Here is a 13153-nt window from a genome sequence, read left to right as displayed (position 1 = left end):
GCGCTGCAATGTGCTGGATCAAGATTCAGGTGGCCACTGGCACCAGGCGTGTGACATACGCCACGGAGAGCCCGCCGGCCAAGGAAGTGGCGGCAGTATTCCTCGCAGTCCGTGACATATGCCCTCCATCGGGCTGCATGGTCACGACAGGTTAAAGATGGGGCTTCATAGTGCATTGCGCAATGAAGTGCCTTGTGGAGGGCAGGATGCTCAGAATCTTCAATCACTATTTCCCGTCCAGTGCTGTATTCCAGGTCATGGTCGATGCGATCGTCCTGTTCCTGGCAATCATGTTGGCGGCCAGTCGCCTGAGTACGGCTGACGCCCAGGGGTGGGAGACCGTGGTGCCGTCGGCGCTGGTGTTCGCCGTGCTGATGGTGGTGCTGAGCAGCGCGCTGGGCATCTACAGCCTGCGCAAGGACTCGATGCGCGACACCCTGGCACGGATTGTCCTGGCCATCCTGTTCGCAGTGCCGGTTGCCTGGGCCGTCTTCCGTGTGTTGCCCTGGGGAGGTGAGCAGACGGCCGAGCTGGATACCATCGTCATTCTGTTGCTGGGTGGCGTGCTTTTCGTGCGCGGCGTGACCAGCCGTGTCCGTGCCGGTTCCATCTTCAGCCGTCGCATCCTGGTCATCGGCACCGGGCGCGAAGCGGCCGCCGTCGAGCATGCGCTGACCCACCCCGCGCACCCCGGCCTCTCCATCGTGGGTTTCTTCCCGGTGGCGGGCTTCGATGAATCCCTTGTTCATCCCTCGCGCGTGCTGGCCGCCCGCCGCTCCCTGCTGGAGACGGTACGCGACCTCGGCGTTGACGAGATCATCGTGGCAGTGCGCGAGCGCCGCGGCGGTACGCTGCCGCTGGCCGAACTGCTCGACTGCAAGCTGTCCGGCATCAAGGTGCTGGACCTGTCCTGTTTCTTCGAGCGGGTACGGGGCCAGGTGCGTGTTGACTCCCTGCGGGCGAGCTGGCTGATCTACGGCGAGGGCTTCCGCCAGGGCACCCTGCGCACCATGGTCAAGCGGGTGTTCGATGTGGTGGCCGCGTCGACCATTCTGCTGCTGGCCTCTCCTCTGATGCTCTTCGCGGTGATCGCGATCGCGCTGGAAGATGGCTTCCCGGTGTTGTACCGACAGGAGCGCGTGGGGCAGGGCGGGCGCATCTTCCACGTGGTCAAGTTCCGCTCCATGCGCCGTGACGCCGAGAAAGATGGCAAGCCCCGCTGGGCAACCGCCAACGACAACCGGATCACGCGCATCGGCCGCCTGCTGCGCAAGACGCGCATCGACGAGTTGCCGCAGCTCTTCAGCGTGCTCAAGGGCGACATGAGCCTGGTCGGGCCGCGCCCCGAGCGTCCTTTCTTCGTCGACCAGCTCACCAATGAAATCCCGTTCTACGGGGTGCGCCACTCGGTCAAACCGGGCCTGACGGGCTGGGCCCAGGTGCGCTATCAGTACGGCGCCTCGGTCGATGACGCCGTGCAAAAGCTGCAATACGATCTTTACTACGTGAAGAACCACACTTTGTTCCTCGACCTGCTGGTGCTGGCGGAGACCGTGCGGGTAGTGGTGACGGGCGAGGGCGCACACTGAGTCGCCGGAGTGAACTTGCCGGCCTGGGCCGGAGTTCCGGGGCACGCCCACAAACCGTGGTGACGTGCCCCGGCCACATTGGGCGTCGCGCGACGCCGTGCGCATGCGGCGACAGCCTGATGCTTGAGCGATGAACGACAACAACCTCCTGCAGATCTACCAGTGGGCCTTCGGCTTCGCCGCTGCAGGCTTCCTGCTGTTTGCGGTCTACCTGGGCTTTGGCTGGCGCGGTGGTCGCATGGGCGGGCGCTTGCTGTTGGCGGTCGCCTTGTCGGCGGCGTGGACAGCGTTCGAAGCCGCCGCCGCCTGGTTCGACATGCCCGCCTTCAAGGTACTGGCGTACTTCGCAGACGTGCTGCGTCTGGCCGCCTGGGCGTACTTTCTGTTCGCGCTGCTGGGTATCGTGAGCCCGGAGGGAGAGGCCAGCCGGCAGCGCTTGAACACGCTGCGCCTGAGCGGCTCCCTGGTGTTCGTGCTGGCCTTGCTGGCTCCGTTCGCTTCTGCCCTGGCGGTGGTACCTGCACGCTGGGGCGTCTTCCCCATGCTGTTCGCCAGCGTGTGGCTCTTGGTCGAGCTGGAGCAGGTCTATCGCAACTTCCCGGCGGGCTCGCGCTGGGGCGTGAAGCCGCTGGTGTTCGGCCTGGCGGCCAGTATCGCGTTCGACCTGTACCTATATGCAGAGGGCTTTCTGTTCGGCCGCGTCGATGGCGAGATTGCTTCCATCCGCGGCATCGTGCATGCCATGGCCATTCCGCTGATTGCCATGTCGGCCGTGCGCAGCCGCGACTGGACCTTCCGCATCACCGTGTCGCGTGACCTGGTGTTCCACACGGCGGCCTTGGCCGCTTGCGGCGGCTATCTCCTGCTGGTGGCCGCTGCGGGCTACTACGTGCGCTGGTTCGGCGGCAGTTGGGGCAAAGCCCTGCAGGCGGTGCTCCTGTTCAGCGCCTTGCTGCTGCTGGCCTTCGTCCTGTTCTCCGGCTCCTTCCGTGCACGCCTGCGCGTGCTGCTGAACAAGCATCTGTTTGCCTATCGCTACGATTATCGGCGCGCCTGGCTGGAGTTCACCCACGCGCTGAGCTACACCGGCTCGGGTCAGACCCTCGAGCAGAGTGTCATCAGCGCCCTCGCCAACCTGGTGGAGAGCCCTGCCGGGGCTCTGTGGCTGCGCGATGCCGATGGCAAGTACCGTCCGCGTAGCCAGCTCAACCAGCGCGGCGCTACGGGTGAGGAGCCGGCGGATGGTGCGTTCTGCCGCTTCCTGCATGAGCGTGCCTGGATCATCAACCTCGAGCAGTGGCGCAGCCGCCCCGGCTACTACGAAGGCCTGACGCTGCCGCATTGGCTGTCCGACACGCCGGACGCGTGGCTGATTGTGCCGCTGCTGTCTGGCCAGGAACTGGTCGGTTTCGTGGTCCTGGCGACTGCGCGCGTGCCCATCGATGTGAACTGGGAGGTGCTCGATCTGCTCAAGACGGCAGGGCGCCAGGCGGCCAGCTACCTGGCGCAGGCCGAGGCCATTGCGGCCCTGGTCGAGGCGCAGAAGTTCGACTCCTTCAACCGCATGTCGGCCTTCGTGGTGCACGATCTGAAGAACCTCGTCGCGCAACTCGCGCTGATGATCAAGAACGCCGACCGCCACAAGGACAACCCCGAATTCCAGGCCGACATGCTCAGCACGGTCCAGCATGTCACCGAGCGCATGCGGAGCCTGATGACCCAGTTGCAGAACAAGCAGCCGATCGAGCAGAAGCGGCCGCTGGACTTGGGTGAGTTGGTCTCTCAGTTGATGGTGGGGCGTCAGGCCGGCCCAGCCCGCCTGTCGGCCGAACTGGCGCCGGGTGTCATGGTGTCGGCCCACCCCGAGCGCCTGGAGCGGATCATCGGGCATGTGCTGCAAAACGCCGTCGAGGCCAGTCCCGAGCATGGTAATGTTGCCCTCGCAGTGCGCCGGGGCGAGGGTGTGGCGGAGGTGACGGTTCAGGACGAAGGTTGTGGCATGACGCCGGAATTCGTTCGCGAGCGCCTGTTCCGCCCGTTCCAGACGACCAAACCGCACGGCATGGGGATCGGGGCCTACGAAGTGCAGCAGTATGTGCAGGAGCTGGGCGGCAAAGTGCTGGTCGACAGCGAGCCCGGGCGCGGCACGTGTATCTCGATCCAGCTTCCCCTGATGGTGCGGGCGACCCCTTCCATGGCTTGAGAACGAGCATGTCAGCAGAGAGCAGTCAGGACAAAGCGCGGGTGCTGTTGATCGTCGAAGACGATCCAGCCCTGCAGAAGCAGATGAAGTGGGCGTTCGACGGCTACGAGGTGGTGCTGGCCTCCGACCGCGAGAGCGCGATCGCCCAGTTGCGCCGCTATGAACCAGGGGTCGTCACCATGGACCTGGGCTTGCCGCCCATGCCTGACGATGTGAGCGAGGGCTTCGCCCTGCTGGGCGAAATGCTGTCGATGGCGCCCGATACCAAGGTCATCGTGTTGACCGGCCAGCACGACCGGGAGAACGCGGTACGCGCAGTCGGGGCAGGGGCCTACGATTTCTTCGGCAAACCCTTCGAAGCCGACATGCTGCAGCTCACCATCGACCGGGCTTTCCGCCTGTTCGACCTGCAGCGCGAAAACCAGCGCCTGCAGCAGGCGCAGGCCGGTGGTGCACTGGGCGGGCTCATTACGCGCGACGCCGGCATGCTGCGCATCTGCCGCACCATCGAGAAGGTGGCTGCCACCAGCGCCACCGTGATGCTGCTGGGCGAGAGCGGGACCGGCAAGGAAGTGCTGGCACGTGGCGTGCACGAACGCTCCACCCGCAAGAGCGACCGCTTCATCGCGATCAACTGCGCGGCGATTCCTGAGAACTTGCTCGAGAGCGAGCTATTCGGCTACGAGCGCGGCGCCTTCACCGGCGCGGTGAAGCAGACGCCCGGCAAGTTCGAGCTGGCGCACAAGGGCACCTTGTTTCTCGATGAGATCGGCGATTTGCCGATGGCCTTGCAGGCCAAGCTACTGCGCTTCCTGCAGCAGCGCACCGTGGAGCGCATCGGTGGGCGAGAGGAAATCCCGGTCGATGTGCGCGTGGTGTGCGCCACTCACCAGGACCTGCGCGCCAAGATCAAGGATGGCTCCTTCCGCGAGGATCTCTACTATCGCCTGGCGGAGATCGTTGTCGACATCCCGCCGCTGCGTGATCGCGAGGGTGACGCGGTGCTGCTGTCGCACGCCTTCGTCCAGCGTTTCGCACAGGAACTCAAGCGCGGCAGCATGACACTGACGGAAGACGCCATCGTCGCGATCGAAAACCACCCCTGGCCTGGCAACGTGCGTGAGCTGGAGAACTGCATCAAGCGCGCCGTGATCATGGCCGACGGTAACCGCATCGTGGCTGACGACATCGGGCTGGGTAGCGTCGCGCCGGAGGGCGAGGAGCTCGCCTTCAACCTGCGCGTGGTGCGCGAGGAAGCCGAGCGCCGGGCCGTGGTGAAAGTGCTGGCGCGGGTCAACGGCAATATTGCGCGGGCGGCCGAGTTGCTGGGCGTGAGCCGTCCCACCCTTTACGACCTGATGAACCGTTTCGGTATCCGCAAGGACCCGGCCAGCACTGCTTGAGCGGCCGCGTTCTGCCTGCAACCCTGTTCCTGTCGAGAGAGCCCATGTCCCAATCATCCCGGTTTGCGCGCCTGCTCCTGCTGGGCGCGGTGAGCGCGTCAGTCGTCCTGGCTGGTTGTAGCAGTGATGATCCGACCAAGTCCCTGGCCGCAGCCCAGGCTGCTTTCGACAAACGCGACTGGGCGACGGCCGCCATCGAGGCCAAGAGTGCGGTGCAGAAGGCGCCCGACTCCATGCCGGCGCGCTTGTTGCTGGGCCGCATTCTCCTTGAGCAGGGCGATCTGGCCGGGGCCGAGGCCGAGCTGCGCAAGATCTACGCGCCCGGCAGCAACGACGCCGAGGTGTTGCCGTCCCTGGCACGCGCGGCGCGCGAAGTCGGTGGCCCGGCCAAGTTTATGGAAGAGTTCGGCGGCAAGCAGATCAACGACGCGCGTGCCCAGGCCGAGCTGAATGTCGAGATCGGGCGCGCCCAGCTTGCGCTGGGCAAGGCGGACGACGCGCTGCAACGCTTCGACCAGGCCCTGGCGGTCATCGCCGACCAGCCGGATGCGCTGCTCGGCAAGGCCATGCTGCGCATCATGGCCAACGACCAGGCCGGTGCCCAGGCGCTGGCGGAGCAGGCCTTGGCCAAGCATCCTCAGCACCTGCCCTCCTTGTTGATGAAGGCAGAGATCCTGCTTGCCAAAGGCGAACGCGAGCCCGCCTTGCAAACGCTGGAAGCGGCCAAAAAAGCGCGCCCCGAAGACCCCCGTGCGTCGGCGCGGGAAGTCAGTCTCTATCTCTCGGAGGGCAAGCTGAACGAGGCCGAGGCCGCGCTCAAGGCGCTGCGTGCGGCGGCACCGAACACAGTTCAGGCGGCCTACCTGGAGTCCTCCCTAGCGCTGCGCAAGGGTGATTATCGTGCGGCCCGCGATGCTGCCAACAAGATTCTGCGTGGCCAACCCAATCATGTACAGGCGCTGATGCTGGCTGCGGTCGCCTCATTGCGGCTGGGTGAGCACCTGCAGGCGCAGGCCATGCTGGAGAAGGTGATCGGTCAGGCGCGCGAATGGCCCATGCCGCGCAAGCTGCTCGCCGAGTCGTACCTGAACGTGCGCAATCCGGGCAAGGCCCTGGAGGTGGTTGAGCCCTTGCTGAGGGCCCCCGAGTCGGATGCCGAGACGTTGTCGCTGGCGGGCTTGGCCCATCTCGCGCAGGGTGATTACCAGAAGGCCTCGGATTCCTTCGAGCGTGTGCTCAAGCTCAAGCCGGACAATGCTGTCGCGCGTACCCAACTGGGGCTGACCCGCATGGCTTCCGGCGACGAGGTGCGCGCGATGCAGGACCTCGAAACCGCCGCCAAGCTCGACAGCACCCGCTTCCAGGCCGAGCTGGCGATCGTGGCCGCCCACCTGCGCAAGGGCGATACGGCCAAGGCCTTGGCCGCGGTGGGCGAACTCGAGAAGAAGATGCCCGACAGCGTGCAGACCTATCTCATCAAGGCGCAGACCCTGGTGGCGGCCAAGCGTCCGGCCGACGCCCGCGTCGCACTCGACAAGGCCTTGCAGATCGAGCCCAACAACCTGGGCGCGATCTCCATGCTGGCCGGCCTGGACATGCAAGAGAAAAAACCGGCGGACGCTCGCCAACGCTTCGAGCGCCTCATCGCGGCTGACTCCAAGAACGTCGGGGCTTATTTGCAACTGGCGCAACTGCAGGCCGGTACCGGGGCGACTGCGAAAGAGGTCCAGCAGACGCTGGAGAAGGCCGTCAATGCCGATCCCTCGCGTTCAGAGGCGCGCTTGGCCTTGATCAATCTGTTGTTGCGTCAGGGCGATACGAAGGCTGCGCTAGGCGTCGCACAACAAGCCCAGGCGGCCAATCCTGATAGTCCGGAAGTCCTGCGCCTGCTGGGTGCGACCCAGCGTGCTGCAGGTGATGCGGCGCAGGCAGTGGCCGCTCTCAACAAACTGCACGGGTTGCAGCCCAACGATCCGGCGGTGCTGTTGCAGCTTGCTGATGCGCAGCGCGCAGCCGGCGACAAGGAGGCCAGCGAGCGCAGCTTGCGTCGGGCGCTGGAGATCAAGCCTGACTACGCCGAGGCCAGTCGTGCGCTGGCAGCAGTCTTGATGACCGAACGTCAGTTCGATGCAGCCTTGCGGGTGGCACGTGATGCTCAAAAGGCCAATACGCAGAGTTCGTTCGGCTTTGTTCTCGAAGCCGATGTGCAGATGGAAAACAAGCAATGGCCTGATGCCGTGGCCGCCCTGCAACAGGCGCAGAAGCGTGGCAAGCAGCCGGTCATCGTGATCGGACTGGCCAACACCTATGCACAGATGGGCAAGACGGCCGAAGCGAAGCAGACCGTCGACGACTGGATCAAACAGAACCCGAAGGATGTCGCTGTGCGCAATTACCTCGCCGAGCGGGCGCTCGCAGGTAAGAATTACGCTCAGGCGCTGGAGATGTACAAGACCATCCAGTCGATCGCGCCGAACCAGCCGCAGATTCTCAACAACCTGGCCTGGGTGGCGAACCGGCAGGGCGACCCCAAGGCCTTGGAATACGCCGAGGCCGCGCTGAAGGCCGCGCCCAAGGTGCCGGCGGTGCAGGAGACGGTGGGCACGGTGCTGATCGAGCGCGGCCAGGTCGAGCGCGGTGTCGCACTGCTCAAGGAGGCGGCCGCCGGCGCGCCGAAGGTGCCGCAGATCCAGTTTGGCCTGGCCCGCGGCCTGGCCCGCAGTGGCGACAAGGACGGCGCCCGCAAGGCTGCTGCGGCGGCGGCCGAACTGGCGGCCGACAATGCCGCCTTGCGCAAAGAAATTGATGAGTTCAGCAAGACCCTATAACAGAAGACAGGTATTCGATTCATGACCACCATCGCCGTCATCGGGCTGGGCTATGTGGGCCTGCCGCTCGCAGTCGAGTTTGGGAAGAAGTTCAAGACCTACGGGTTCGATCTGTCCGAGGCCAAGGTCGCTGCCTATCGTGAGCACTACGACCCGACCGGGGAAGTCTCGAGCGAAGACTTGCGCGCCGCGACGCAACTGACCTGCTCCAGTTCGCCCGAGGTGCTGCGCGAGGCCGACGTGATCATCGTGGCCGTGCCGACGCCAGTGGACGACGCGCACCAGCCTGACTTCACCCCGCTGGTGAAAAGCTCCGAGAGCCTGGGCAAGTACCTCAAGCGCGGCGCCATCGTGGTGTACGAGTCCACGGTCTACCCGGGGGCCACCGAAGAGGTCTGTATCCCGGTCATCGAGCGCGTGTCCGGCATGAAGTGGAAGCAGGATTTCTTCGTCGGCTACAGCCCCGAGCGCATCAACCCTGGTGACAAGGAACGCACTGTCACCAAGATCACCAAGGTCGTCTCGGGCGACACGCCGGAGACGCTGGCCAAGGTGGCCGAGGTGTATGGCGCGATCATCACCGCGGGCGTCTACCCGGCCAGCAGCATCAAGGTGGCCGAGGCAGCCAAGGTCATCGAGAACACCCAGCGCGACCTCAACATCGCGCTGATGAACGAATTGGCCATCATCTTCCACAAGGTCGGCATCGACACCCTGGAGGTGCTTAAGGCGGCGGGAACCAAGTGGAACTTCCTGCCTTTCCGCCCGGGCCTGGTGGGTGGTCATTGCATCGGTGTCGATCCGTATTACCTGACCCACAAGGCCGAGATGCTGGGCTACAACCCACAGGTCATCCTGGCCGGTCGACGCATCAATGACAGCATGGGCAAGTACGTGGCCGAGCAGACGATCAAGCAGATGATCGCCAGCGACCAACCCATCAAGGGTGCCAACGTGATCGTGCTGGGCATGACCTTCAAGGAGAACTGCCCCGATCTGCGCAACAGCAAGGTCATCGAGGTGGTGCGCGAACTCCAGTCCTATGGCGTCAACGTACTGATCCATGACCCCATCGCCGATTCCGCCGAATGCCAGCACGAGTACGGCGTCGGCTTGACGCCGTGGGAGAAGCTGCCGCAGGCCGCGGCCATCGTGGCCTGCGTGGCGCACAAGGAATATGCCGACATGGGCGTGCCCGCGCTGCTCGGCAAGTTGCAGCACGGCGGGGTGTTTTCCGACGTCAAGAGCTGCTACGACCCGGCGGCAATCAGGGCCGGTGGCGCCACGCTCTGGCGCCTGTGATCGCATGCTGAAGCCATGGCACGTGGAAGCTGGTTACGCCGCGTCTTGCCATGGCTGTCCGCAGCCGCCATCTCCTGTTGTTGGGCGCAGACACCGCTGACGCGCGGGCTGATCGAGCAGGCGCGTGCGCTGGAAGCGGGGGAAGGCGCGCCGCAGGCGCTGAGCCTTTACTGCGAAGCCGCCCGCCTGGGCGACCCGGAGGCGATGTACAGCCTGGGCTGGATGTACGCCAACGGGCGAGGGACGCCGGTCAGCGCGAGTCATGCCTCCACCCTGTTCGCGATGGCGAGCGAGCGGGGGGTGGCAGCGGCGGCCCAGGCGCAGCGCCTGGTGGGCGAATCCTCGGGGCTCCTGCCTGCATGCATGTCGCAGCCCGTAGCGGGTGCGAGTGGTGGTCCATCTGCCAGTGTTCCGGTAGCGGAAGGTGAGGCCTTCGATCCCGCAGTGGCCGATCTCGATGGCTACATCGCCGGCTTGCCGGCCGACAAGCGCCGCTATGCCGACCTCATCCGTCTCCTGGCGCCGCAATACAAGATCCAGCCGCGCCTGGCCCTGGCTGTTGCAGTAACCGAGTCGAACCTTGATCCCTTGGCTCGCTCACCGCGCGGTGCCGAAGGTCTGATGCAACTGATGCCAGACACGGCGCGTCGCTTCGGTGTCAAACGCATCCTCGAGCCGGGGCAGAACATCCGCGGCGGGCTGGCCTATCTACGCTGGCTGCTTGCCTATTACAAAGGCGATGTCCTGCTTAGCGTGGCCGCCTACAATGCCGGGGAGGGGGCCGTTGACCGCTTTCGCGGCATCCCGCCTTTCATGGAGACGGTGGGCTATGTCAAGCGCATTCGCCGCATCTACACGCCGGCGCAGCATCCCTACGAAGCCGGGGTGGTCGAGCCATCGCCCTTGGTATCGCGCAACCTGGCGCGGAACTGAGGCATGAGGTGCGGGCGCCGGACCGCGCTGCAAGCCCTGCTGGCGCTCGCCGGACAAGGCCTGCCGGGGGTGAGCTGGGGGGCTGGACTGGCAGACACGGTGGCGCGCGTGAAAGCCTCCCTGGTGGCGGTAGGTTCCTTCCAGCGCACCCGCAATCCCGCGTTTCAGCCAGCGGGAACCGGCTTTGCGGTCGGCGATGGCTTGACCATCGTGACCAACGCGCATGTCGTGGCCAGCGCGCTCAACGAGCAGGCGCTGGAGGTGCGTGCCGTCGCCCGCTCCGAGCGCGGAAGCGCCACCGTGCGCGAGGTGCGCCTGGTGGCGCTCGACGCCGCGCACGACATCGCCATTCTGCGCCTCACCGGGGGGGCGCCCTATCCAGTGCTGGAACTGGGGGATCCCGCGGGTGAGGTCCGCGAAGGCCAGGACATCGCGCTCTCTGGCTACCCGCTGAGTTCCGTGCTGGGCATCTATCCCGTGACCCATCGTGGCATCGTGGCGGCGCAGGTGCCCATCGTGATCCCTGCCGAGCGCGCGCGGCAATTGGATCCACGCCTGGTGCGCCAACTCGGGGGCGGCGCCTTCCAGATCCTCCAGCTTGATGTGACCGCCTATCCCGGCAACAGCGGAAGCCCGGTCTACGATCCCGACAGCGGACAGGTTCTGGGGGTCGTCAACAGCGTTTTCGTGAAAGGGAGCAAGGAGAGCGCATTGAGCGCGCCGACCGGTATCACCTACGCGATTCCCGTGCGTCATGTGGTCGAGTTGCTGAAGGACTTGCGATGAGTCTGGCCGGCCCCATCCTGAGCGTTGCCGCGCTGCGTGCGCTGGAGGCCGTCGCCGGCCCGGGCGCCGAGCCTTCACTCATGGAGCGCGCGGGCGAGGCGGCTGCCTTGCAGGCACTCGATATCCTGGGCGAGCGCCGGGGCTGCGTGCTGGTCCTGGCCGGGCCCGGCAACAATGGTGGCGATGGTTTCGTGCTGGCGCGCCACCTGGTCGCAGCCGGGCGCGAGGTGGTGGTGGCCTGCTGCGTGCCCCCGGCCGAGTTGCGCGGAGAGGCTGCGCAAGCCTGTCAGCGCTGGCTTGACGCAGGTGGCAGCGTGGTGCGGGACTTTGTGGGCGGGCAATGGGCGCTGGCCGTGGATGCCTTGCTGGGCATCGGTGCCAGCCGTGAGCTGGGCGGGCGCATCGCGGAGTGGGTGGGGCGGATCAATCAGCTCACCTGCCCGGTGTTGGCACTGGATCTGCCCAGCGGTATCGAGGCGGATACCGGTCGGGTGCTGGGCGTGGCAGTCCGGGCCACGCATACCGCCAGCTTCCTGGCGCTCAAACCCGGCCTGCTGACGCTGGATGGGCCGGATCATGGCGGGGAGATCCGGTGTCACAGCCTGGGCCTGCGGGATGTCGAGTTCCCGCGTGAGAGCGGGGGCGTTGGTACGCTCAACGGATTGCCCGCCTTTGCCTCGGCCCTGCAGCCTCGCAGGCGTAATTCACACAAGGGCAGCTTTGGCGAGGCTGGCGTGCTGGGTGGGGCGCCGGGCATGCTGGGTGCTGCATTGCTGGCAGGACGAGCGGCGCTGAAGCTGGGGGCGGGGCGCGTCTATGTCGGCCTGCTCGATCCCCACGGACCGCCGGTCGATCCCCTGCAGCCTGAACTGATGATGCGTGCGCCGGGCGAGCTGCTCCTGTTGTGCAAGGCGCTCGTAGTGGGGCCGGGACTGGGGCAGGGTGAAGCGGCGCAACTGCAGTTGCGCCGGGCCTTGGGCTTCGTCGGCCCGCTGGTGCTGGATGCCGATGCGCTGAACCTGGTGGCGGAGCATTCCGGCCTGCATGCCGCCCTCGCACAGCGCGACGGCCTGACCATCCTCACGCCCCATCCCGCCGAGGCGGCGCGCCTGCTGCGGTGTAGCGTGGCGAGCGTGCAGGAGGATCGCCTGCGGGCAGCGCAGGACATGGCGCGACAACTGCACTGCCACGTCCTGTTGAAGGGGGCCGGCTCCATCATCGTCGACCCGGACGGCGCCTGGTCCATCAACCCGAGTGGCAATCCGGCACTGGCCACCGCCGGCAGCGGCGACGTGCTGGGCGGCATCCTGGTGGCCTTGCTTGCCCAGGGCTGGCCGGTGCCTGTGGCGCTGCGCGGCGCGGCCTACCTGCACGGGGCCGCTGCCGATGCCCTGGTGGCTCGGGGTGTGGGGCCGATCGGCGTCAGTGCGGGAGAACTGATCGAACCGGCGCGGTGCCTGCTCAACCAGTGGACGAGGGCATCGCATGCGCCAGCCGGCATAATGGCGAGCGATGAGCATCCATATTGATCCCAGCGGCTGGACCCCTGCTGCGCAGCACATCGTGTCGCCCAACCATGATGCGCGCCCGGATGGCGCAGCGATTGAACTGGTGGTGATCCATGCCATCAGCCTGCCGCCGGACCAGTTCGGTGGGCCGGGCATCGAACAGCTCTTCACCAACACCTTGCCGGCTGACGCTCATCCGTATTACGCCGGCGTCCACCAATTGCGCGTGTCGGCGCATTTCCTGATCCGGCGCGATGGCCAGTTGCTCCAGTTCGTGCCTACGCTGGCGCGCGCCTGGCATGCCGGTGTGTCGAGCTGGCAGGGGCGCGAGCGCTGCAACGACTTCTCGGTCGGCATCGAACTTGAAGGCTGTGACAGTCTGGCTTTCAGGGCAGAACAGTACGAACGCCTGGCTGATCTCACCCTGGCGCTGCAGGCGCGTCATCCGATCCGAGATGTGGTCGGGCACTCCGACATCGCGCCGGGGCGCAAGTCCGACCCCGGCCCCTGCTTCGAGTGGGCGCGGCTGCGCGCACTCCTCGCCAGCCGCGCCTGATCCTCTCCCGCTTTGTACAGCTTGCGGCCTGGTCCGGTTTACCGG

The 13153-nt window shown here is 66.1% G+C and carries 9 protein-coding genes; all 9 read left to right on the top strand.

Annotation, left to right across the window (positions count from 1 at the left end; all coding sequences use genetic code 11):
* Positions 1 to 206: 206 nt before the first annotated feature.
* The 9 genes from NMB43_RS12305 (at position 207) to ampD (ending at position 13108) form a co-directional block, all read left to right on the top strand.
* Positions 207 to 1589, top strand: a complete 1383-nt coding sequence (locus tag NMB43_RS12305) for a TIGR03013 family XrtA/PEP-CTERM system glycosyltransferase (RefSeq protein WP_494348455.1) — start codon at positions 207 to 209, stop codon at positions 1587 to 1589.
* Positions 1590 to 1719: 130 nt separating this feature from the next.
* Positions 1720 to 3792 carry an XrtA/PEP-CTERM system histidine kinase PrsK gene (gene prsK / locus NMB43_RS12300; protein WP_494348454.1) on the top strand — a complete coding sequence of 691 codons (2073 nt, stop codon included), beginning with the start codon at positions 1720 to 1722 and terminating at the stop codon, positions 3790 to 3792.
* Positions 3793 to 3800: 8 nt separating this feature from the next.
* The gene (gene prsR / locus NMB43_RS12295; protein ID WP_494348453.1) at positions 3801 to 5195 is read left to right on the top strand and encodes a PEP-CTERM-box response regulator transcription factor; all 1395 of its coding nucleotides are present in this window, start codon (positions 3801 to 3803) and stop codon (positions 5193 to 5195) included.
* Between the two features lie 44 nt (positions 5196 to 5239).
* Positions 5240 to 8023: an XrtA/PEP-CTERM system TPR-repeat protein PrsT gene (prsT, locus tag NMB43_RS12290; RefSeq protein ID WP_494348452.1), complete on the top strand. Its 2784-nt coding sequence runs from the start codon at positions 5240 to 5242 to the stop codon at positions 8021 to 8023.
* A 21-nt stretch (positions 8024 to 8044) separates the two neighbouring features.
* Complete coding sequence (locus NMB43_RS12285) at positions 8045 to 9325, top strand: nucleotide sugar dehydrogenase (protein ID WP_494348451.1); 1281 nt, start codon at positions 8045 to 8047, stop codon at positions 9323 to 9325.
* A 15-nt stretch (positions 9326 to 9340) separates the two neighbouring features.
* Positions 9341 to 10258 carry a transglycosylase SLT domain-containing protein gene (locus tag NMB43_RS12280; RefSeq protein ID WP_494348450.1) on the top strand — a complete coding sequence of 306 codons (918 nt, stop codon included), beginning with the start codon at positions 9341 to 9343 and terminating at the stop codon, positions 10256 to 10258.
* Between the two features lie 3 nt (positions 10259 to 10261).
* On the top strand, positions 10262 to 11044 hold the full coding sequence (locus NMB43_RS12275; RefSeq protein WP_494348449.1) for a S1 family peptidase: 783 nt from the start codon (positions 10262 to 10264) through the stop codon (positions 11042 to 11044).
* Complete coding sequence (locus NMB43_RS12270) at positions 11041 to 12573, top strand: NAD(P)H-hydrate dehydratase (protein ID WP_494348448.1); 1533 nt, start codon at positions 11041 to 11043, stop codon at positions 12571 to 12573. Before NMB43_RS12275 ends, NMB43_RS12270 begins: the two co-directional genes overlap by 4 nt.
* Positions 12557 to 13108 carry a 1,6-anhydro-N-acetylmuramyl-L-alanine amidase AmpD gene (gene ampD / locus NMB43_RS12265; protein WP_494348447.1) on the top strand — a complete coding sequence of 184 codons (552 nt, stop codon included), beginning with the start codon at positions 12557 to 12559 and terminating at the stop codon, positions 13106 to 13108. The genes NMB43_RS12270 and ampD overlap by 17 nt, the downstream gene beginning before the upstream one ends.
* The last annotated feature ends 45 nt before the right edge of the window (positions 13109 to 13153 follow it).

Source organism: Uliginosibacterium sangjuense (assembly GCF_059132465.1).
The sequence above is the reverse complement of the archived record's forward strand: the minus strand, read 5'-3'. Positions and strand labels throughout refer to the sequence as shown.